Origin of the sequence: Eudoraea algarum (genome assembly GCF_050589645.1) — a bacterium.
Taxonomy (GTDB): domain Bacteria; phylum Bacteroidota; class Bacteroidia; order Flavobacteriales; family Flavobacteriaceae; genus JBNGOQ01.
The window spans coordinates 315,226-338,552 of the sequence record NZ_JBNGOQ010000005.1; the positions used below are offsets into that span (position 1 = coordinate 315,226).

General features: G+C 46.6%; 18 protein-coding genes. 6 read left to right on the forward strand and 12 right to left on the reverse strand.

Annotation, left to right across the window (positions count from 1 at the left end; genetic code table 11):
• The first annotated feature begins 1 nt into the window (after position 1).
• The 4 genes from kdsB to ACRD67_RS19760 all read left to right on the forward strand — a co-directional run bounded on the left by kdsB (position 2) and on the right by ACRD67_RS19760 (position 3,184).
• Positions 2–730, forward strand: coding sequence for a 3-deoxy-manno-octulosonate cytidylyltransferase (kdsB, locus tag ACRD67_RS19745; RefSeq protein ID WP_430969016.1), 729 nt, complete (start codon positions 2–4; stop codon positions 728–730).
• Positions 721–1,449 (forward strand): HAD family hydrolase, encoded by a 729-nt coding sequence (locus ACRD67_RS19750; RefSeq protein WP_430969017.1) that lies wholly within the window; start codon positions 721–723, stop codon positions 1,447–1,449. The genes kdsB and ACRD67_RS19750 overlap by 10 nt, the downstream gene beginning before the upstream one ends.
• Positions 1,427–2,554 (forward strand): iron-containing alcohol dehydrogenase family protein, encoded by a 1,128-nt coding sequence (locus ACRD67_RS19755; protein WP_430969018.1) that lies wholly within the window; start codon positions 1,427–1,429, stop codon positions 2,552–2,554. Before ACRD67_RS19750 ends, ACRD67_RS19755 begins: the two co-directional genes overlap by 23 nt.
• Before the next feature lie 90 nt (positions 2,555–2,644).
• Complete coding sequence (locus ACRD67_RS19760) at positions 2,645–3,184, forward strand: 1-acyl-sn-glycerol-3-phosphate acyltransferase (RefSeq protein ID WP_430969019.1); 540 nt, start codon at positions 2,645–2,647, stop codon at positions 3,182–3,184.
• Here the strand turns inward: ACRD67_RS19760 and ACRD67_RS19765 are convergent.
• Positions 3,181–3,678 carry a hypothetical protein gene (locus ACRD67_RS19765; RefSeq protein WP_430969020.1) on the reverse strand — a complete coding sequence of 166 codons (498 nt, stop codon included), beginning with the start codon at positions 3,676–3,678 and terminating at the stop codon, positions 3,181–3,183. The two genes, ACRD67_RS19760 and ACRD67_RS19765, sit on opposite strands and share 4 nt — an antisense overlap.
• A gap of 344 nt (positions 3,679–4,022) precedes the next feature.
• Here ACRD67_RS19765 and ACRD67_RS19770 point away from each other — a divergent pair, with 344 nt between their 5' ends.
• Entirely contained in the window at positions 4,023–8,834 is a 4,812-nt protein-coding gene (locus tag ACRD67_RS19770; RefSeq protein WP_430969021.1) for an ExeM/NucH family extracellular endonuclease, read from the forward strand.
• 99 nt (positions 8,835–8,933) lie between these two features.
• Here the strand turns inward: ACRD67_RS19770 and ACRD67_RS19775 are convergent, their stop codons facing one another.
• The 9 genes from ACRD67_RS19775 to thrA form a co-directional block, all read right to left on the reverse strand.
• Positions 8,934–9,416, reverse strand: coding sequence for a hypothetical protein (locus ACRD67_RS19775; protein ID WP_430969022.1), 483 nt, complete (start codon positions 9,414–9,416; stop codon positions 8,934–8,936).
• Positions 9,417–9,594: 178 nt separating this feature from the next.
• Complete coding sequence (locus ACRD67_RS19780) at positions 9,595–10,305, reverse strand: YebC/PmpR family DNA-binding transcriptional regulator (RefSeq protein WP_430969023.1); 711 nt, start codon at positions 10,303–10,305, stop codon at positions 9,595–9,597.
• A gap of 82 nt (positions 10,306–10,387) precedes the next feature.
• Positions 10,388–10,669: a 4a-hydroxytetrahydrobiopterin dehydratase gene (locus tag ACRD67_RS19785; RefSeq protein WP_430969024.1), complete on the reverse strand. Its 282-nt coding sequence runs from the start codon at positions 10,667–10,669 to the stop codon at positions 10,388–10,390.
• A gap of 64 nt (positions 10,670–10,733) precedes the next feature.
• Positions 10,734–11,555, reverse strand: coding sequence for a sugar nucleotide-binding protein (locus ACRD67_RS19790; RefSeq protein ID WP_430969025.1), 822 nt, complete (start codon positions 11,553–11,555; stop codon positions 10,734–10,736).
• 3 nt (positions 11,556–11,558) lie between these two features.
• Positions 11,559–12,473: a glutaminase gene (locus ACRD67_RS19795; protein WP_430969026.1), complete on the reverse strand. Its 915-nt coding sequence runs from the start codon at positions 12,471–12,473 to the stop codon at positions 11,559–11,561.
• On the reverse strand, positions 12,473–13,558 hold the full coding sequence (gene gcvT / locus ACRD67_RS19800) for a glycine cleavage system aminomethyltransferase GcvT (protein WP_430969027.1): 1,086 nt from the start codon (positions 13,556–13,558) through the stop codon (positions 12,473–12,475). The genes ACRD67_RS19795 and gcvT overlap by 1 nt, the downstream gene beginning before the upstream one ends.
• A gap of 100 nt (positions 13,559–13,658) precedes the next feature.
• On the reverse strand, positions 13,659–14,954 hold the full coding sequence (thrC, locus tag ACRD67_RS19805; protein ID WP_430969028.1) for a threonine synthase: 1,296 nt from the start codon (positions 14,952–14,954) through the stop codon (positions 13,659–13,661).
• Entirely contained in the window at positions 14,955–15,878 is a 924-nt protein-coding gene (locus ACRD67_RS19810) for a homoserine kinase (RefSeq protein WP_430969029.1), read from the reverse strand.
• Positions 15,879–15,880: 2 nt separating this feature from the next.
• Entirely contained in the window at positions 15,881–18,325 is a 2,445-nt protein-coding gene (gene thrA / locus ACRD67_RS19815) for a bifunctional aspartate kinase/homoserine dehydrogenase I (protein WP_430969030.1), read from the reverse strand.
• A 262-nt stretch (positions 18,326–18,587) separates the two neighbouring features.
• On the opposite strand from thrA, the gene ACRD67_RS19820 reads away from it, so the two are divergent.
• On the forward strand, positions 18,588–20,132 hold the full coding sequence (locus ACRD67_RS19820) for an NAD(P)H-hydrate dehydratase (RefSeq protein WP_430969031.1): 1,545 nt from the start codon (positions 18,588–18,590) through the stop codon (positions 20,130–20,132).
• A 6-nt stretch (positions 20,133–20,138) separates the two neighbouring features.
• Here the strand turns inward: ACRD67_RS19820 and ACRD67_RS19825 are convergent, their stop codons facing one another.
• Together ACRD67_RS19825 and ACRD67_RS19830 are read right to left on the reverse strand one after the other, a co-directional pair.
• Positions 20,139–20,540 (reverse strand): STAS/SEC14 domain-containing protein, encoded by a 402-nt coding sequence (locus tag ACRD67_RS19825; RefSeq protein ID WP_430969032.1) that lies wholly within the window; start codon positions 20,538–20,540, stop codon positions 20,139–20,141.
• Between the two features lie 198 nt (positions 20,541–20,738).
• Positions 20,739–23,288: an ATP-dependent Clp protease ATP-binding subunit gene (locus ACRD67_RS19830; protein WP_430969033.1), complete on the reverse strand. Its 2,550-nt coding sequence runs from the start codon at positions 23,286–23,288 to the stop codon at positions 20,739–20,741.
• Positions 23,289–23,327 lie beyond the last annotated feature (39 nt).

Genomic DNA, 23,327 nt, shown 5'->3' on the forward strand with positions numbered 1-23,327 from the left:
CATGAAGGTTATAGCAATGATTCCTGCTCGTTATGCCGCATCCAGGTTTCCCGCGAAGTTATTGCAGGATCTGGCCGGAAAACCGGTCATTCTCAGAACCTATGAAGCAGCTGTTGGTACAGGCCTGTTTGACAATGTATATGTAGTGACCGATAGCAAATTGATATTTGATACCATTGAAGCTGCCGGAGGAAAAGCCATAATGAGCATAGAGGAACACGAGTGTGGTAGTGATCGGATAGCAGAGGCCGTGACCCAAATGGATGTAGATATCATCGTTAACGTTCAAGGGGATGAACCCTTTACGGACAGGGAAAGCCTGGCCGGCGTACTGGAGGTGTTCCATCAGGATCCTGAAGCCGAAATTGACCTCGCCTCTTTGATGACAAGAATCACGGACCCACAGGAAATAGAAAACCCCAATACCGTAAAGGTCATTGTAGACCACAGAAATTTCGCCCTGTATTTTTCGCGCTCCCCCATCCCATATCCCCGGGCTACCGACTCCCAGGCCAAATACTACAAGCACAAGGGAATCTATGCCTTTAGAAAGCGCGCCCTGATGGATTTTCAGCGTCTTCCCATGTTGGATTTGGAGGCTACAGAGAAAATCGAGGCCATTCGATATTTGGAGTATGGTAAGAAAATTAAAATGGTAGAGACACAGGTAAGCGGAATAGAAATAGACACGCCCGAAGATTTGGAAAGGGCCATAAAAGTATGGAAGTAGATTTTAGTAATATTAAGGTAATAGGGTTCGATGCCGATGATACGCTTTGGGTCAATGAGACCTATTTCAGAAAGGCAGAGGAGCAGTTCGCCAACCTTTTGGATAACTACGAAACCAAGAACCAGATCGATCAGGAACTCTTCAAGATGGAAATGAAAAACTTGGAACTTTACGGGTATGGAATCAAAGGGTTTATGCTTTCCATGGTAGAATCTGCCCTAGCTATTTCAAATAATCAGGTTTCCCAAGCAACGATTACGGATATCTTGAATCTTGGTAAAAAAATGATAGCGCACCCTGTTGAACTTTTGGACGGTGTTGAGGAAGTTTTGGAAAAATTAGGGTATAGCTACCGTTTAATTGTTTTAACTAAGGGAGACCTTTTGGATCAAGAACGGAAGTTGGAAAAATCGGGTCTGTCCAAGTATTTTCACCATGTGGAGGTATTAAGTGATAAAAAGGAGGAAAATTATAAGCACCTTTTGGATCATTTGGAAATCGATGTCAAGGAATTTCTAATGATAGGTAACTCCTTAAAATCCGATGTGTTGCCCTTGATCAATATTGGTGCGAAAGCGGTCCATATTCCGTTTCACACCACTTGGCAGCATGAAGAGGTCCCCGTGGTGGAACAGACCAATAATCACCTCACTTTGAGTGTGATCACTGAAGTTTTAAAGTATTTGAACTACGAGAATGAAAACAGGGCAGTATTATAAAGTAGAGAGTGTACCTCCTAGGCGTTTGAAGAAGTTTATGAACTTCCCGATGGTTCCGCGTGTAGTATTCGGTAACGGAAGTTTCGATCAACTGGGCGGTATATTGATGTCCAAACGCAAGCACTCCGAGGCCCCTTTTATTTTCCTGGTCGATGACGTATTCGAGAGCAAACGGCTCCCGGAAAGAATCCCCTTGATTTTCAATGACCAGATTATTTTTGTTTCGGCCAATGAGGAGCCCAAGACCTATCAGGTAGATGCTTTGGTCAATAAGATCAAAGAAGAATTCTCGGACCTCCCTTCAGGTATAGTAGGCATTGGAGGCGGAACACTGCTCGATTTGGCGAAAGCGGTCTCCATTTTGCTGACCAATGAGGGCAGTGCCACAGATTACCAAGGATGGGATCTAGTAGATACTCCGGCCGTGTATCATGTGGGAATCCCGACTATAAGCGGTACAGGTGCAGAGGTTTCACGTACCACGGTTTTACTGGGCCCGGAAAAAAAACTCGGTATCAATTCAGATCACACCACTTTTGATCAGGTGGTATTGGATCCAGAACTCATTCAGGACGTACCCCTGGAGCAGTGGTTCTATACCGGAATGGACTGCTTCATTCATTGCATCGAGTCCCTGAACGGTACTTATTTAAATGCCTTTAGTCAAAGTTATGGAGAAAAGGCTCTGGAGCTCTGCAAGGAAGTCTATTTGGGTGATTTGGGTCCTGCAGAATCAAGGGACAAACTTATGATGGCCTCCTGGCATGGGGGAATGAGTATTGCCTATTCGCAAGTTGGCGTGGCCCATGCCATGAGTTACGGTCTTTCCTACCTTTTGGGCGTCAGGCATGGTATTGGCAATTGCCTGGTCTTTCAGCATTTGGAGGAGTATTACCCTAAAGGAGTCGCCCTTTTTCAAACCATGCGGGAAAAGCATGGCATTGAGCTTCCCAAGGGTATCTGTGCTGGTCTAACCGAAACGGATCTGGATATTATGGTCTCCGTGGCACTGGACCTCGCACCCTTGTGGGAGAATGCCCTAGGGGTACGCTGGCGCGACAAAATTGGTCCCGAAAAGTTGAAATCGATCTATAGAAAGATTTGATTCCGGTAGGTGTAGGACTTTCCATACCAGGTCACCTATTTTTATATTTTGCACAGCCTCCCGTAAAAAAAGTTGGTTATCTTGCGCCCTATGCGATTTCTGGCCAAATTTATCTTTTATAAGCTTCTCGGATGGGAATTGGTGGGGGCCTTTCCCAAGCTCGACAAATGTGTCATTATTGTGGTGCCCCATACCAGTTGGGTAGACTTTCCATTAGGGGTACTAGTACGGCGGATAATCGATTTGGAAATCAATTTTATTGCAAAAAAAAGCCTGTTCGAACCCCCTTTCGGATGGTATTTTCGCTGGATGGGCGGAGCTCCCATAGACCGTAGCAAGCGTAGCGATACCGTACAGGCCGTTGCCCGTATCTTTGAAGAAAGAAAATACTTTCGTTTGGCCTTGGCACCCGAAGGTACTCGTAAAAAAGTGAGTACTTTGAAAACAGGTTTCTATTATATCGCCCAGGCCGCGGAGGTACCCATCGTCATGGTGGCCTTTGATTACGGCAACAAGCGGGTCAAGATATCCGAACCCCATTTCCCAACGGAGGATCAGGAGGCCGACTTTGAGGGATACCACACCTTTTTCAAGGGGGTCAAAGGGAAAGTACCCAACTATAGTTTTTAAGTCTTTTTGATAATTTTTTCCGGTTCCTCAGGTTCTTTCTTCTTGGAATTTCCCGGGAAAACCAAATTGGTGCTGGAGTAGGTGGTCCCAAAGGTGGCCGCTGCTGCAAAGACCTGCTGTATGGCATCCCTTAACTGATGTTCCGACAGCTCCCGCAAGGGGTGGGTAAATACGGACCAGATCACTTCATCGCTCAGCGCATATTTTACATCCAAGGCCGAATGGAAATTGGCCACTAAAGCGTTTAACAGCTGTTCTTCCTCCACTTGTTCACGTTCTACGATAGGCGAGATGATCCGCATCCTATTGGCGTTCTCATCATAGATACAAATCAGTATTCTCTCCTGGTACATAAATTGAATGGCGTTTCCATTGGTTTGAAGTGTATCCGAAACTTCCGTGATAATTTCTTTCAGCTTCTCCGGATGCATTTCCTGGGAAGTGCCTACTCCGATGTAAAATAAGAAAAGAAAGGAGGTAATGATATAGCGCATGATAAGCTGTTTAAGGTTTAGTCGATTGGCGACCCCTTAATTTACAAATAAAAAACCATATGGTTTGGGCATAAAAGAGAGGATACGACCATGTACGCTTTGATAAACATTAGTTCAAGGTTAACCTATAATTAAATTACCGGATACCTCTGGTACAAAAGGAGCTTTTCCTGTACTTTCACCCTGGTATATGGCCATGAATATTACGACAGGATCGCCTTAAGCCTAAATGTAGGTCCCGGACCTACAATACATATGGATTTGCAACACTTTTTTAATTATCTTGTAAGAAAAACTTTAACAATTAAAAATTTAAACCGTATATCACTTTAACATCCCACAATATGAAAAAAATTACTCCCTTGTTTGTTATTTCCCTTTTTCTGATGTGCTTCGGTCCGCTGATGGCACAGTCGACCTTGATCAGTGAATTTGAACCCAACCCTACCGGTGCCGATCCGGCGAACGTGAATTTTGAACTTAGTGGTACGCCGGGGACTTCGTTTTCCGGGTGGATATTGAGCTTTGAAAACGATGGTGCCAGTGGCCTCGTAGACCGAGCCACCTCGGTTTCGGGCACCTTTGATAGCAACGGATTGTTGGTAGTTTCCATTCCCGATTTGGAGAACCCCTCATTTACGGTTGCCCTGGTGTCTAACTTTACCGGTGTGGCAGGTACGACGGATATTGACAGTGATGATGATGGAACGGCAGATGACCTTTCATCCCTTGGAACGGTTTTGGACGCTATTGGCGTACCGGATGCCGTGGCCGACGAAGCGACCCTGTACGGAACGGACCTTGGGGGAACCGACCTGGCCTTTAGTGGTGATGAACCCCGATTAATTTTCAGGGATGCCAGCGTGGGTCCGCTTTATGTGATCAACGATCCCGACAATGGGCAGGTGTTCGATGCTTCCGGCACCGATGTTACTCCTGCCATTTTTAATACGGACCCAACGGTGGGAACCGATACGTTTGGCGTAATAAACCCCTCTACCGATGGCGGAGGAGGGGACGATATGGTTCCGCCAACCGCTGTCTGTAGGAACATTACCGTATCCTTGGACAGCGAGGGAAATGCTACCATTACCGCCGCCGATGTGGATGGGGGGTCTTCCGATAATGTAGGAATCGCCAGTTTGACCATAGATACCGATACCTTTACCATAGCCGACCTTGGTGAAAACGAGGTGACCCTTACCGTAACCGATACCAGCGGTAATATGGCTACCTGCGTGGCCATTGTGACGGTAGAGGAGATGTCCTCGGTAATTGTGACACTGCGCATTACGGAGATTATGTACAATCCGTCCAGTGCGGAAGACAATTGGGAATGGGTAGAGATCTATAATGCCGGGGAAGAACCTGTTGATTTGAGCGGTTATGTCATAGATGACGGCAATGGTGTTGCGCACCCTAGCGCGAATATCGCTAGCGGAATACTGCCACCGGGCACCTCGGCCATCCTATACAATTCTGACGATGTCAGTGCCTCGGATTTTCGTGCAGCCTGGGGGAATGTAAACCTCATTCCTGTTACCAACTGGGGAGCTATGGCCCTCAACAATGGTGGCGATACTATAGGCATTTGGAATAATTTTTCCAGTTATAGCGGTGATCATGCAACGCAGCTCAATGTTATAGAGCAGGTAGCCTATGATGACGACGGCACGATATGGCCTTCCGATAATGGGCAGAGTTCCATCTATCTATCGGATCTGAGTGCTGACAATACAGTTGGAACAAATTGGGCATTGAGTGCCGATGGCGCTACGACACCAATTTTTGATGCCTATACCGCTACTGCGGTGGGTGGGAACAGTGGAAACGATATCGGATCGCCCGGCCTACCCTTGGAAGGCCTAGTGATAACCGAGGTTATGTACAATCCCTCGAGTGCCGAGGACAATTGGGAATGGGTGGAAATCTACAATATCGGTTCTTCGGAAATTGATCTTACCGGTTATGTCATTGATGATAATAATGGTACGGCGCATCCCAGTGCCAATATAGCAGGAGGCACGTTGGCCCCCGGGGCCTCAGCCATCCTGTACAATGCAGATGATGTAGGCGCCGCCGATTTTGGGTCGGCCTGGGGCAATGTAAACCTTATCGCCGTAAGCAATTGGTCCGCTATGGGCCTAAACAATGGTGGTGATACCATTGGTATTTGGGAGAATTTCGAAGATTATACCGGGGACAACCAAACCCAAAACAATGTTGTTGAACAGCTTGCCTATGACGATGATGGGACCGTTTGGCCCGCAGATGATGGCTTTGCATCCATATATTTAACGGATTTATTTTCGGACAATACAGATGGCTCCAATTGGGCATTGAGTACGGATGGGGCCACCACACCACTTTTTGACGCGTATACGGCTCAAAATGCGGGGGGCAATAGCGGGAACGATATCGGATCGCCTGGAGTGCTTATCATTGGTGAGCCGGTATTCATTAGTCAAGTGCAGGGAACAGGTACCACAGTAGCCATTACGGAACCTGTCATTATAGAAGCCATTGTAGTAGGCGATTTCCAAAACGACAGCCAGTTAGACGGCTTTTATGTACAGGAAGAGGACGTGGATGCCGATGGGGACCCCAATACCTCTGAGGGCATTTTTGTTTTCTGTGGGTCCAATAACTGTGGTGCTTTTCCAGATGTTGCTGTGGGTGACAAGGTACAGGTTACAGGAACTCCTACCGATTTTGGCGCCCAAAGCCAGATTGCCATGAGTTCCCTATCGGTAATTAGTAGTGGAAATGACCTTCCTACGGCGGCCACGATTGATTTGCCTGTAAACGCAGTAGCGGATCTTGAAGCCTATGAAGGTATGCGCGTGACTTTTGTGGACAAACTTTATGTGACCGAACATTTTAATTTGGGGAGCTTTGGGGAAGTAGTCCTGACCTCTCAAAACGACAGACTACCACAGCCCACAGCCATTGCGGCACCGGGCACCGATGCCAATGCCGTAGCCGCCGCCAACTTTTTGGACCGGATTGTATTGGATGACGGCCAGACCGGTTCGGGCCCTGAGCCTTTGGTATTTCCACTTGGATTTGATGCCCTTAACACACTTCGGGGTGGCGATTCCTTGGAACCCGGCCTTACGGGAGTACTTGGAGAAGGGTTTAACCAGTACCGCATTCAACCCACTGGAACGGTCAATTTTTCTAGCACCAACCCAAGGACGGAGGTTCCTGAAGATGTGGGAGGAAATATCAAAGTAGCCAGTTTCAATGTGCTGAATTTTTTTACCACCTTAAACGAAAGAGGTGCCGAATCCGCCTTTGAGTTCAACAGACAGCGAGACAAAATACTGGCAGCCATTCGGGCCATTGATGCGGACATTACAGGTTTGATCGAATTGGAAAATAATGCTACCGCCTCCTTACAATCACTTATTGATGGCTTAAATGCCGTGGATGGTGCCGATGCATGGGCGTTTGTGGACGCCGGTGTTATCGGTACCGACCAGATTAAAGTAGGGATTATTTATAAAACTGCCGTAGTGCAGGAATCGGGTGCCCCTGCCATACTTGATAGTTCGGTAGATGCCCGTTTCATCGATACACAAAACCGACCTGTACTTGCCCAGACCTTTGAGGTTGTGGACAGTGACAATCCCGATTTCGGGGAAGGGCTTACGGTAGCCGTGACCCATTTAAAATCCAAGGGATCGGATTGTGATGCCCTTGGGGATCCGGATATTGGCGATGGACAGGGCAATTGTAACCAAACTAGGACCAGTGCCGCCTTCGCCTTGGTAGATTGGCTGGCTACCAACCCCACCGGAAACCCGGATACCGATGTTATTGTGCTAGGTGATTTTAACGCATATCAAATGGAAGACCCAATAACTGCCATGAAATTGGGGCCGGATGACACCGCCGATACCGAGGATGATTATACCCAGCTTGTAGGCCCGGAGGACTATAGCTTTGTTTTTTCAGGACTGTGGGGCTCCCTGGACAATGCCTTTGTGAACGGCAGCTTGCAATCCCAGGTCACCGGAACAACCAGTTGGCATATCAGTGCCGACGAACCAAGAATCTTGGACTACAATGACAATTTTCAATCCCCTGCACAGATTGCGGCCTGGTATAACGTGGACCCCTATCGTGCATCGGACCACGACCCGATTATAGTAGGAATGGATCTCAGCGGCGATGTGGAACTGACCGTGACAGCCTTTTACCTGATCAATGCGGATACCAATGAGGACATTGGACTTATAACCGAAGGAGGGCTATTTGACATTGGCGCACTGCCCACGACAAATTTGAGCATACGTGCGGAAGCGACCAATGATACGGAAAGCGTAAGATTGGAGCTGACAGGTGCACTGGGTACGGCAAGAACGGAAAACATAGTTCCTTACGCACTATTTGGTGACAAATCCGGAAATTATTCAGGACAGGAGTTTGGAGTAGGTACTTATATGTTGAAAGCTACACCTTATTCTGGAAAGGGCCTAAGCGGCGACATAGGTACCGCCCGAACGGTCAATTTTGAATTGACCAACGAAAATCTGTCCATCCTAAGTTTTGCCTTGGTCGATGCGGATACCGATCAAGACATTATGACCTTGACCGATGGCGCTGAGGTAGACCTTTCAGTTCTTCCCACATCCAATCTTAACATACGTGCTCTTGCCACCTTAGGCACGGGAAGCGTCCAATTGGAACTTGGCGGTGCCATGTCCGCTATGAGAACAGAGAACGTAGCACCCTTTGCACTTTATGGGGATAGCTCGGGCGACTTTGGAGGACAGGCCTTTATACCTGGCGATTATAGTCTGGAAGCTACGCCATATTCGGAAAGTGGATTAGGAGGAACTCAGGGAACAAGCCTGGCCCTAAACTTTGTGGTACTGGACCAAAATCAGATTTCGACCAGCGCACTGGCCCTCTATCCGAATCCTGCCAATGTGGAAGTCATGATTTCCATTGATGAAAAGGCCGGGATTCAGGAGTTTTTGATCTACGACATCTATGGAATGCTGGTTGCTAAATACCCTGCGGAGAGTTTCAAACGCGCTGCAGATTACGCCTTGAATGTCAGTACGCTGAAAGCGGGAATCTATTTTCTGGTTGCCGTAAATGGCCAAGGACCAAACCTCGAGAAAAGATTGGTCATTGCCAGGTAGTTAACAATATCTTGAAGGTACATTCAAAGAGACCTATTTTCCCCCGGGTCTCTTTTTTATGCCGTAATGGGAGGTAACAAGGAAGGTAAAGGATAGGGGTTACAGTTTTACGAAGTCTAGGTCTGCATCCGCATTTTCCGCTGTGCCATCCGCGTCAAAATCAAAAACAATGGGCCCTTCCACAGATAAGGTCGTGGCAGTGCTTTGGATGTCGAAAACCACTTCAACACCTGGATTTGCATCAAAGGTTACGAGTACGGTCGTGCCTTCAAAGGCCAATCTTCCGGTAATAATATCAGGAGGATTTTCCCCTATGACCACGGTATAGGTAAAAACGCCACTGGCCTGAATGTTCAAAAGGACTTCCCCACCTTCCGCAACGGCATCGATCTGTTCTGGACCTCCGGCAAAGGCAATATCAAAGACAGCACTGGTAGCCCTCCAGTTTCCGGTAATATCCGCTATGGGATTACCACCAGGCTCACCAGGGCCAGGTACGGGTGTTTCATCGCCATCAGTAGAGCTACAAGAGATGAGTAGGAATAGCCCTAAACACGAAAAAAGGGGCATTAACTTTTTCATAACGGGGGATTCTAGGGGTTACAAATTTGTAACATAATCCCTACAAAGGACGTTCCAAATCCGATAAAAACCATATTTTTTCGACTATTGGTAGTAAAAAAGAGAGGAAGAACCTGTCCATTCTGGAACCCTATGTCTGGAAGGACCTGGATTTTGACCCAGCCGCAATCTAGCGCAATCATTCCTGCATGGTGTGGTACACGTTCTGTACATCGTCGTCCTCCTCAATTTTTTCCAACAGTTTTTCCACGTCGGCGATTTGCTCTTCGTTCAAGGCCTTGGTTACTTGTGGAATACGTTCAAAACCTGAGGATAAAATTTCAATTTCCCGGACTTCCAGTTCCTTTTGTAATGATCCAAAACTCTCGAAAGGGGCATAGATCAGGATACCGTCATCATCCACAAAGACCTCTTCGGCGCCGTAATCGATCATCTCCAATTCCAGTTCTTCGGGGTCAATGCCCTCTGCATTGATGCGGAAATTGCACGTATGGTCAAACATGAACTCCACGGAACCTGAGGTACCCAGGCTCCCGTTGCATTTGTTGAAATAGCTACGTATGTTGGCCACGGTACGGGTGTTGTTGTCGGTTGCGGTTTCGATCAGTATGGCTATACCGTGCGGCGCATACCCTTCAAAAAGCACTTCCTTATAATCGCCCTGACTCTTATCGGAGGCCCGTTTTATGGCCCTTTCTATGTTGTCCTTGGGCATGTTGACCGCTTTGGCGTTTTGGATGACTGCCCGTAGTCTTGCGTTTGCGTCGGGATCCGCCCCACCTTCCTTGACCGCCATAACAATGTCCTTGCCAATACGGGTAAAGGCCTTGGACATGGCCGCCCATCGTTTCATTTTACGTGCTTTTCTGAATTCGAAAGCTCTTCCCATCTAATCTAAAATTGGTAAACTGCCACAAATTTAGCAAAATTTGATAGGGTCGCAAGTGGGGAGCTAAGGTATGTGGCCCACATTATCCCACGATTTTTTCAATGGTGTGCGCCAGGTCAAAATCGTAAGTGGTGATTCCGCCCGCATCATGCGTATTTAAACGAACGGACAGGGAATTGTAGACGTTACTCCACTCCGGATGGTGTCCTTGAGCCTCACATTCAAAGGCAATACGGGTCATGACGGCAAAGGCCTCTTTAAAGTCGGTGAACCGAAAGGACTTTTCAATAGCCCCATTGTTATACCGCCAGCCTTGCAGTTTTTCCAATCTTTTTTCAATATCGGCTTGTGATAATTTTTCCATAGCGTATCTGATTTTATTAAAGGTAATAAAATTATGTCTTTGCCAGGAGTACTGTTTTTTAGGTCTAGCTCATGATATGGTGATCAATGATCTCCTGATAAGCGGTCTGTAGGTTTTTGGGCAGTTTGTTGTCCTTGGGCAATACGGCAAGGTAGCGCTCGTCATTGGTGGTAAAGACCCTTTTATAGATAGGGTTGAAATCCCCGATACGGTCCACCACTTCTTTGATAAAATCTTCGTGGTGTACCAGGTCATGACTTCCTAGATGGTAGATACCACTTTTTGAGCGGTTGATGAGGTAGTGGATTTGCTGGGTAAGTTTATCGTCATTGGTCACATTCATAATTAGATTGGGAAATACCTCCACGGGCTCATTGTTCCAGATACAGGATTTAATTTCCTTTATCCTGGGCGAGGTGTTCCCAAAAACCATTGGTATTCTCAAAATAGCCGTTTTTCTTTTGGGAAGACGCAGAAGCATGTTCTCTATTTTGATTTTTAAACGGCCATAGACACTTTCCGAAAGCGTTTTATCGTATTCATAGGAAGGGAATTTGCTATAGGAATCGAAGACATTGGCGGAGGACAAAAAATACAAGGTACAGTCATGCTTGGACACGTATTCCAGGATATGCCCATGCGCTTGTATCTGAGCACCAAAATTGCCTCTTAGGGCCGATATGATAAAATGTGGCTGTACTTTTTCCAGTAAGCGATAGACATCGTCCTCTTCCATGTCATATCTAAAGAACTGTTGATTACCATCGTAGGTGTTAGCTGCGGAACAGTAAGTACCAAAGGTGTCAAAATAGGAACAGAGCTCCCTGTAGATGGCATTGCCAATAAACCCACTGGCACCGAGTATGAGGATTTTACTTTTCTCCAATTGCTAAAAAATTGATCGTCCGGTTTTTGTGGTCAACTGTTCCAAAGCCAGCATACCCAATTGGGAGTTTCCCTTTTTGTTAAGGCCTGGAGACCAGGTGGCCACAGAAAATTCGTTGGGCAATACGGCCACGATTCCTCCACCGACCCCGCTTTTACCAGGAAGACCCACTTCAAAGGCAAACTCTCCCGCTTCATCATAAAAACCACAGGTAAGCATAAGGGCATTGATCCTTTTTACATGGTTGAGGTTAAAATATTTGTTGTCATGTAGGCATTTGCCGCGGTTCATGAACATGTAAAATACATTGGCCAGCTGTCTGCAGGACATGTGTAGGGCACATTGATGAAAATAAAAATCGAGCACCTGTTCAACATCGTTCTCCAGATTTCCATAGGACTTTAAAAGATTGGCCGCCGCGTAGTTGCGGAAGCCCGTTTCCTTCTCTGATCGCGCCACACTGGGATCATAGGCTATGCTGGGGTCACTGGCGATGGTCCTGATATAGGTTAGAAAATCATCCTTGGGATTTTTTAAACGTGAGACCAATACATCAGCGATGACTATGGCTCCGGCATTGATCAATGGGTTTCTGGGAATGCCGTTCTCCATTTCCAGTAAGGACAAATGGTTAAAGGGATCTCCGGAAGGTTCTACATTTACCCGTTCCCATAGATCGTCCCCTACTATGGAAAAGGCGTATCCCAAGGAAAGCACCTTAGAGATACTCTGTATGGAAAAGGCTTCGTCCGAGTTACCCGAACTATATTCATTTCCTGCATCATCAATGAGGTGTATTCCAAATTTATTGATGTCGATCTTGGCCAGCTCGGGAATATAGGAGGCAACCGTTCCCCTGTCCTTTGCGGTTGAAAGGTCGCCCAAAATTTCATTCAAAATACGCTGAAAGTCGATCATTAACCTTTGTAAAAGGGGAGTTTGACCACAGTGGCCGGAACCGCGTTTTTTCTAATTTGAATGTGGATCTTGCTTCCAACCGAAGAAAAAACGGAAGGAACATACCCCAGTCCAATCCCTTTGCCCAGTGAAGGTGACATCGTACCCGAAGTGACCCTTCCCAGTACGGCACCGTTGGTGTCCACAATATCGTAGCCTTGTCTCGGGATACCTCGTTCATCCAGTTCAAAGGCGATTAATTTTCGCTTTGCACCATGTTCCTTGGCTTTGGCCAATGCCTCGCTGTTCACAAAATCCTTGGTAAATTTGGTGGTCCACCCCAATCCCGCTTCAAATGGGGAGGTTTGGTCATCTATATCGTTCCCATAAAGGCAATAGCCCATTTCCAATCGTAAGGTGTCCCTAGCCGCTAAACCAATGGGTTTTATGCCGTAGTCTGCACCTGCTTCCAGTACGTTGTCCCAAACCTGCTTTACCTCCCCGTTTTTGCAATAAATCTCGAATCCGCCAGATCCGGTATATCCCGTTGCCGAAATAATGACATGGGCAATTCCGGCAAAATCCGCCACCACAAAATTGTAGAAACTAATAGTTGCCAAATCCACCGAGCTAAGCGATTGCATGGCCTCCACCGCTTTTGGGCCTTGAATGGCCAACAGGGAATAGTCCTCCGAAATGTTTCGCATGGTGGCCCCAATGGATTCGTTATACTTGGAAATGTGGCGCCAATCCTTATCGATATTGGAAGCGTTTACCACCAAAAGATAGACCTCTTCTTTTACCCGGTACACAATTAGATCATCTACAATACCACCTGTTTCGTTGGGCAAATAACTGTATTGTGCCTTGCCTACCGTAAGCTTGGCGGCATCGTTGGCGCTTACCTTTTGTACCAGATCTAGGGCATTTGGGCCTTCTATCAGAAACTCTCCCATATGGGATACATCAAAAACGCCCACACCCTGTCTTACCGTTTCGTGTTCCACCGTAACCCCCTCATAGGAAACCGGCATTTGATATCCGGCAAAAGGTACCATTTTGGCTCCCAGAGCCTCGTGTGTTTTTGTCAAAGCAGTGCTCTTCATCCTCTTTAATTTGATGGACAAATTTATCGATTAATTTATCGACAGCATAACAAAGATTTTCAAATCTTTTACGTATGCCTACTACTGTTTAAAATTGAACCTAGCCACTCAACAAATACGATTTTAGCTGGTCGTAGGAGCTTATGGCATGGGCCTTCTTTGTTCCGTCCATCACCTTTTGGATTTGTGGCGGGATGGGCAACTTTTGATCAATGGTGTCCTCCACGATGTCCAAAAATTTTACCGGATGTGCCGTTTCCAAAAATATCCCGTAGGTGTTGGGGTGCTCCGCCTGGTATTTTTTAAGGCCTAAATAGCCTACGGCCCCATGCGGGTCTGTAATGTATTTGGATTCCCGGTAAATATGCTTCATGGCCGCTTTGGTCTCGGTATCGGTAAAGGAATAGGAGGAGAGATCCTGGGCAAGTGCATCAAAACGATTACCATATAGGTGCCTAATGCGAATAAAGTTACTGGGATCTCCCACATCCATGGCGTTCGATATAGTAGCCACGGAGGGTTTTGGCTCGTAACGTGCATTTTTCATGTAATTGGGGACAATATCATTCAGATTGGTGGCGGCCACAAAATGTTTAGCGGGCATGCCCAGACGTTTTGCCACCATACCGGCACAAATGTTTCCAAAATTACCGCTTGGAACGGAAAACACGATTTCCATTTCCTTTTTTTGTGCCTGTCGGTAAGCAAATAAGAAGTAGAATAACTGGGGCAGCCAGCGGGCCACATTTATGGAGTTGGCCGAGGTCAATTGCATATGGGCAAGCAGGTCCTTATCCAAAAAGGCAGTTTTTACCATATGCTGGCAATCATCAAAGCTACCCGTTACCTCCATCGCCGTAATGTTTTTACCCAAAGTGGTCAGCTGCCGCTCCTGGATATCGCTTACCTTACCGCTGGGATATAAAATGACCACTTGGACCCCTTCGACTCCCAAAAAGCCATTGGCAACGGCTCCTCCTGTATCCCCTGAGGTGGCAACCAGTACCGTAACCTCATTGTTCTTTCCCTGGGAAAAATAACCGAGACATTGGGCCATAAAACGTGCGCCAACGTCTTTAAAGGCCATAGTTGGGCCGTGAAAAAGCTCCAAGGTGGCCATATTTTCCCCAAGCTCCACAAGGGGAAAATCAAAATCCAGCACTTTGCTTATGATTTCCCGCAATGGCCCATCAGGGATATCCAAGCTTACAAATTGCCTTATGGCCCGGAATGCTATTTCATGTTTGGAAAGGCTGGCGATGTCATCAAAGAAGGAAGCCGGTAGCGGATCGATCTTTTCGGGAAAATACAAGCCCCTATCGGGCGCTATACCATTGATTACCGCATCTTTAAAGGAAACCTGGGGCGCTTGCCCGTTTAAGCTGTAAAAGTTCATTTAGTTCAATATCTTGATTCCATCGGAATTGATCTTGGAGATATGAATATCGTAGGGAATTCCGATTTTTTGATACACTTCCTTCATGGATATCGCTACTGCTTTGGCGGTGTCCATCCCCTTGCTGAGGCCAAAAATGGAAGGCCCCGAGCCCGAAATACCACACCCAAGGGCACCTGCGTCCAGAGATTTGGATTTCACCTCGTCAAAACCGGGGATGAGTATGGACCGAATGGGTTCTACAATATGGTCCACTAAGGAACGTCCAATAAGCCCATAATCCTGAGTGTAAAGACCTGCAACGAGTCCGCCTACATTGCCCCATTGCTTTATACCGTCTTCCAGGGATATTTTGGTTTTCAGGATTTTTCTCGAATCCGAGGTCTTTATCTCTATTTGTGGATGGATAACCGTAGCCACCAAGGCGGGCGGGGCACTTATATTCACAATATCCAAGGGGTCGTAACTCCGTACTAGGCTAAACCCCCCGAAAAGGGCGGGGGCTACATTGTCTGCATGGGCCACACCACTTGCCAAACGTTCCCCTTCCATGGCGAAAGCCACCAACTCTAAGGTTGTAAAAGGTATTCCCAATAGTCTGTTCACGGCCCATACGGCGCCTGCTGCACTTGCCGCACTGCTTCCAATACCGCTTCCAGCCTTTATTTTCTTATGGATCTCCATTTCAAAACCACCCTGATATGTATGGGCCTGGAGCAATGCCATGGCCGCTACCCCCGCTACGTTTAAATGAGCGTCCGTGGGTAGGTCCTGCCCGGTGATTTTGGTGATCTTTACGCCCGGTTCGGATGTTTTCCGAACGACCATTTCGTCTCCAACACCGTCCAAGGCAAGCCCCAGAACATCGAACCCACATGAAATATTGGCGATGGTAGCCGGACTAAAAATTCGTATTTCTTCCATGATCAAAAGTTTCCGATTCTAATGATATCTGCAAAGATACCGGAAGCAGTGACTTCTGCACCCGCCCCGGCCCCTTTTATGATCATAGGTTGGTTGGGATAGCGTTCCGTATAGAAAAGCACAATATTATCGCTGCCTTCCAAATTGTAAAAGTCATGCGTTTTTGGAATACGCTCCAAACCAACGCTGGCCTTTCCGTCCTTGAACTGGGCCACATATTTAAGCTTGGCGTCGTCTTCCACTGCCCTTTTGTATAGGTCTTGAAAGGAAGCCTCGTGTTTTTCCAAGGAGGCGAAAAAGGCATCATTGTTAGTGGTGTTCAAGCTTTCCTGCGGGAGAAAGGGCTTGTTCTCAATGTCGTCAATATCGAGTTGATATCCGCTCTCTCGCGCCAAAATCAAAATTTTCCGCATCACGTCTATTCCACTGAGGTCAATTTTGGGGTCCGGTTCGGTATAGCCTTCCTCTTGCGCCTGTTTCACAATATCGTGAAAGCTGGTTTGATCATTGAAATTATTAAACACAAAATTTAGGCTCCCCGATAACACGGCCTGTATGTTCAATATCTTATCCCCGGAAGCAATCAGGTTTTTCAGGGTGTCTATGATTGGTAGTCCGGCCCCTACATTGGTCTCGAATAAAAATGGGGCATTGTATTCACGGGCAAGGTCCTTTAACCGCCTGTAATTTTTATATGCTGAGGCACATGCAATCTTATTGCAGGTAACTACCGAAATGCTCTTTTCAAGATAGGTGGCATAGGTCTCCGAAACCACCTCGCTGGCGGTATTGTCCACAAAAATGCTGTTTCTGAAATTCAGTTTTCCTACCCGTTCTATGAAAGCTGAGGCATCCGCTTTTTCACCTGCGCCGAGAAGTTCTTCCCAATCCTGTAAAGGGATACCGTTCTCCATAAAGACCATGGTACGGGAATTTGATATTCCAATAACCCTAATGTTCAGTTTTAGATGGTCCCTTAGGTATTTCTCCTGCCCTTGTATTTGGGCCAGAAATTTGGAACCCACGTTCCCCACGCCCATTACAAAGAGGTTCATTTGTTTTATATTTTCCTCAAAAAACTCCTCGTGAAGCGCGTTCAGGGCCTTTTTTACATCTTCCCTTGTTATAACGGCAGAAATGTTCCTTTCGGAAGCGCCCTGCGCGATGGCCCTGATATTTACATTGTTTTTCCCCAAGGTACTGAACATCTTTCCGCTAAGACCTTGGTGACTTTTCATGTTATCGCCCACCAGGGCTATAATGGCCAAATCTTTTTCTACGATGACAGGTTTTATTTTTCCAAGGGAAATCTCGTACTCAAAGGCTTCGTTCACTATGGAGGCCGCTTTTTTGGCGTTCTCGGCCGAAATACCCACGCATATCGAGTGCTCCGAAGAGGCTTGTGTAATCAGCACCACGCTGATATCCGCTAAGGAAAGCACCTCAAAAAACCGTTTTGATATTCCCGGAACCCCCACCATCCCTGGACCTTCCAAAGATAAAAGCACAATATGTTCCACATGGCTTATACCGCGAACCGTCTTTCCTTCCTTGTTTTGATTTTTGGTAATCAGGGTACCCGGATCCTGAGGCCTAAAGGTGTTCTTGATCACTATGGAAATTCCCTTGGCCAATATGGGTTGTATTGTAGGTGGGTAAAGCACTTTGGCACCAAAGTGCGAAAGTTCCATAGCTTCTTCGTATGAAATGTGTTCAATGGCCTTGGCCTGCTTCACTATTTTTGGATTGGCCGTGTACATTCCACTGACATCGGTCCAAATTTCGAGTAGGTCCGCATTGAGGACCCCGGCCATGATGGCGGCGGTGTAGTCCGAACCACCCCTGCCCAAGGTAGTGGTGTTTCCCTTAATGGAGGAAGCTATGAACCCGGCCATTACCACTATTCTTTGGGATACTTCTGCCATAAAATCCCTGCAACGGTCATGGGTAAGCTCAAAATCCACTACGGCCCTACCATAGGTTTCGTTGGTTTTGATAAGCTCTCGACTGTCCTTATAGACCGCGTCCATTTTCTCCGCGATAAAAAATTCGCTTATGATATGGGAGGACAACAATTCCCCATAACTCACTATCTTATCCGACAACTTCAAAGTGGTCTCACTAATGGAGTATGCCCCTTCAAGTAAGGTTTCCAGGCCGTTCAGCTCACTTTTCACCTTGCTCAGTACTTTGCTCTGTGCGGTAATGGGAATCAATTCCTTAATCGTAAGAAGATGCCTGTTTTCAATTTCGGCAAGGGTTTTTTTATAGGTATTGTCCTCTTTGGAGGCCAAATCCGCTGCTTGGAGCAGTAGATCGGTAATTCCCCCCAAGGCAGAGAGTACTACAATTACTTTATCGTCCTTTGTATTGGAGACAATGTTTTTGACCTGGGATATGTTTTCTGCATTGGCCACGGAGGTACCGCCAAATTTTAGAACTTTCATGTTGTTTGATTAAAGGATACTAGTTGATTCAAATAGAAAAATGCGTGGAACGGACGAATATATAGTTGCTTACCCCAAAGGGGTAGTGGTGGTAGCGGTAGTAGCACGACCATTGCTTGATGGAGAAAGGAAATTTTTTATGTCCGTCTTAAAATAAGGCATACTTCTTAGAAAGATTCAAAAGTAGTATTTTTGGTTCCCTAATCAAATGTTTCTACAAATTTTTACTAAATCGTCAACATTTGCCAAACTTTTTTATTGAATGAAGATTTTTTCTGCGAAACAGATATACGAAGCTGATAAATTCACAATCGAGAACCAGCAAATTGAGAGTGAGGCCCTTATGGAAAGGGCCGCTGTCCAGATTTTCAACTGGATCCACCACAGAATGCAGGGCGCACAGGTAAAAATCCACCTGTTTTGTGGAATTGGCAACAATGGGGGTGATGGCATTGCCCTTGCCAGACATTTACAGGAACACGGCTACAATATTGCCGTAAACGTGGTGAACTATAGCGAAAAGCGTTCCAAGGATTTCCTGATCAATTTGGACAGGTTAAAAGACCGAAAGATTTGGCCCAGCTTTTTGGATTCGGATTGTGAGTTCCCGGAAATTGGGAAGGACGACATTATTGTGGACGCCATTTTCGGCATCGGGCTCAACAGGGTTCCCGACCCCTGGGTAGTTAACTTAATGCAGCATTTAAATGAGTCCCAGGCCTTTGTTCTTTCGATCGATGTACCCTCGGGACTATTCATGGACAAGGTGCCAAAAGACCCGCAGGCGGCGGTACGATCCAACTATGTGCTGAGTTTCCAAGCCCCAAAATTGATTTTCTTTCTGCCACAAACCGGGAGCTACAGTAATCAATGGGAAGTGTTGGATATTGGACTGGACCCCGAATATCTGATGGAGACCGAAACGGAATACGAACTTATGGGGAAGAACCAGGTATTGCCATGGTACCTTCCACGTGAAAAGTTCTCCCATAAAGGTACGTATGGGCACGCCTTGATCATGGGTGGCAGTTATGGAAAAATTGGGGCGGTCATCCTAGCTTCAAGAGCATGTTTGACTTCTGGTAGCGGATTGGTTACCGCACATGTACCTTCCTGCGGCTATATTCCCTTGCAAACGGCCCTTCCCGAAGCCATGGTCATTACAGCGGCGGGAGAACGTGAGGTTTCTTCAGTGGATTTTGACATTTCGCCTACGGCCATAGGCCTGGGGATGGGCTGGGGTACCTCGAAAAATACAGGAAAGGCCCTCCGGGGGTTTTTGGAGCAGAACAGGCAGCCGCTGGTCTTGGATGCCGATGCGCTGAACTTATTGTCCAAATATCCCGATTTGCTGAAAAAAATAGGTAAGCAAGCGGTACTTACCCCACACCCCAAGGAATTGGAACGCTTACTGGGCACATGGAAAGATGATTTTGACAAACTAAAAAAGGCAAAGGCGTTTTCGGCCAAGTACGATTGTATTTTGGTAATCAAAGGGAGCCATACCATTACGGTATATCGGGATAAGGGATACATCAATACTACGGGAAATCCCGGGATGGCCACTGCGGGCAGCGGTGACGTGCTCACTGGAATAATAACGGCTTTGATAGCGCAGGGTTACCCCCCGCTCAGGGCGGCAATTTTTGGTGTCTACCTGCATGGGAGGGCTGGTGATATCGCTGTAGAGCAAATGGGTTACCAGGCACTTACGGCCTCGGACATAAGCCATCATATCGGCAAGGCCTATATAGATCTTTTTGAGCTGCCGGAAGCGGTGGAGGAACCAAATGAGGAACCGTCCTAAAGGAAGCTATTTTCCCTTGACGCGTCTTTTTACCCAAACCAGGGCATTGTTATACTCTATGAAGAACTTCATAGGCTTTTTGTAGAACAATTTTTCGATCTTAAAGTTGTGCATATCCATTTCCTTGATGGAAACGATGGCAAAGGCCTTAAGGTTTTCCAGTTCCCTTAAATAACTGTAGATCGTAGGGTCTACTGCATGTGAATTTTTGCGTAGGCTGATAAAGCCAAAGTCCCTGTCCCGAAAATGTATCTCGGATATTCCAATGATCTGATACGCCCTTTCCAAAGTTAGGGTGGAACCTTCCTCAAAGATAGAGACCATGTAGTCCTCATATACCTGAACCTTACCTATCTCCAATTGATATTCCCTAACGATAATCGTTTTCTTAGCCGGTCCGACTCTCATTTTCCGTAATTTATAGTGTCTGCAACGAAAGTAGACGTATGCGTAGCTATTGTGAAAAATATTAGACCAAAGGCCTAAATATCGTTTATACGGCTTATTGGCCGTTTTGGCTGTATTTTATTTCCTACCCTTTGGGGCAAGGCCATAAAAAAAGGGAGTCGAATAAATCGACTCCCCTATCATCAAATTCTTACGCAATTAGGCCTCTGAAGACTTTTTTGCCTTCTTGATCTTGATCGTTAGCTCGTCTTTCTTTTCATCCAGGTCCATGGAGATACTATCGCCTTCCGCCAGTTTGGAATTTACGATCTCCTCGGCCAGGGCATCCTCTATATATTTTTGGATCGCTCGTTTTAACGGTCGGGCACCATATTGTTTGTCAAAACCCTTTTCGGCAATATAGTCTTTGGCCTTTTCAGAGAGGTTAAGGTCGTAGCCTATATCCTTAATTCTGGCAAACAGCTTGTTGAGCTCTATATCGATAATCTTGTGTATATGCTCCCGTTCCAGTGGATTAAAGACCATAACATCATCTATCCTGTTGAGGAATTCCGGCGCGAACGCTTTTTTTAGGGCATTTTCTATAACGCTCTTCTGATGTGTATCTGCCTGGGATTTCTTTGCGGCGGTCCCAAAACCAACGCCTTGGCCAAAATCCTTGAGCTGCCGTGCCCCGATATTGGAGGTCATTATTATAATGGTATTCCTGAAATCTATCTTTCTGCCCAGGCTGTCGGTAAGGAACCCATCGTCCAAAACCTGTAAGAGCATATTAAAGACATCGGGATGCGCTTTTTCTACCTCATCCAACAAGATTACAGAATACGGTTTTCTACGAACTTTTTCCGTCAGCTGGCCCCCTTCTTCGTAGCCTACATATCCTGGAGGTGCGCCCACTAGTCGCGAGATGGCAAATTTTTCCATGTATTCGCTCATATCTATACGTATGAGTGCATCTTCGGAGTCGAACAGTTCTTTGGCCAACACCTTGGCAAGTTGGGTCTTACCCACACCTGTCTGGCCCAAAAAGATAAAGGACCCAATAGGTTTATTGGGATCTTTTAGTCCGGCCCTATTTCGCTGTATGGCTTTTGCCACTTTGTAGACCGCCTCGTCCTGCCCGATTACGTTTCCTTTGATTAGGTCGGGCAACTCGGCCAGTTTGTTGCTCTCGGTCTGGGCAATTCGGTTTACCGGGATACCGCTCATCATGGAAACTACATCTGCCACATTGTCCTCAGAAACGGTTTCCCTATGTAGTTTGCTGTCTTCCTCCCATTTTTCCTGGGCTACCGACAGTTCCTTCTCCAATCTTTTTTCATCGTCCCGCAGTTTGGCAGCTTCCTCATAACGTTGTTTTTTTACCACGTTATTCTTTAACTCCCGCACATCGTCCAGTTGTTTTTCCAGTTCTAAGATCTGCTTGGGAACATCCATGTTCACGATATGTACCCTTGAACCGGCCTCATCGAGCGCATCGATGGCCTTGTCCGGAAGAAAACGATCCGTCATATATCTATTGGTCAACTTCACGCAGGCAATGATGGCCTCGTCCGTGTAGTTCACATTGTGATGGTCCTCGTACTTGCCCTTAATGTTCATCAGGATTTCAATGGTCTCCTCCACGGTGGTGGGTTCTACCATCACCTTTTGGAAACGACGTTCAAGCGCACCATCTTTTTCTATATATTGTCTGTATTCGTCCAAGGTAGTGGCACCGATACATTGAATTTCACCTCTGGCCAGGGCCGGTTTGAACATATTGGAGGCATCCAAGCTGCCTGTGGCGCCACCGGCGCCTACAATGGTGTGGATCTCATCAATAAAAAGAATAACGTCGTCATTCTTCTCCAGTTCGTTCATGACCGCTTTCATACGCTCCTCAAACTGGCCGCGGTATTTGGTACCGGCCACCAGAGAGGCCAAATCGAGCGTGACCACCCGTTTGTTATACAGGATCCTCGACACTTTCTTGTCAATAATTCTAAGCGCAAGCCCTTCGGCAATAGCACTTTTACCTACGCCCGGTTCGCCGATGAGCAAGGGGTTGTTCTTTTTTCTTCTACTCAAAATTTGGGAGACCCGCTCAATTTCCTTTTCCCGGCCCACTACAGGGTCCAGTTTATTTTCCTCTGACAATTTGGTAAGGTCCCGGCCAAAATTGTCCAAAACAGGGGTTTTCGACTTTTTGCTCCCCTTCTGACTCGAAGTGGCACCAAAAGTACCCTCCTTGCCTTCGGCAGGCTCGTCGGAATCGCTCGGAAAAGATTCCGAGGTTGGAGAATCTATATAGTCATCATCACTGGTGATCATGGATTTGAACTGTTCCTTTACCCCATCATAATCCACCTTTAGTTTGTGCAGTAATTTGGTGGTAGGGTCGTTTTCATTTCTCAAAATACACAACAACAGATGGGCGGTATTTATCGAAGAACTCTGAAATAATTTGGCTTCCAAAAAAGTGGTTTTCAGCGCACGCTCCGCTTGGCGGGTCAAATGCAAGTTCTTCTTGTCTTTCTGCGTTACGCCCGAGTTGGGATTGGCCGGACTCAGGATTTCCACTTTTCTTCTCAGGTGGTCCAAATCCACATCCAACGCGTCCAAGATACTGATCGCCTTTCCGTTTCCATCACGCAATAATCCTAGCATTAGATGTTCGGTGCCAATAAAGTCATGACCCAACCGTAGCGCTTCCTCTTTGCTGTACGCTATTACATCCTTTACCCTGGGGGAAAAATTATCGTCCATAAAATATCCTTTCGCCTTTAAAATTAGTAAATCTATCCC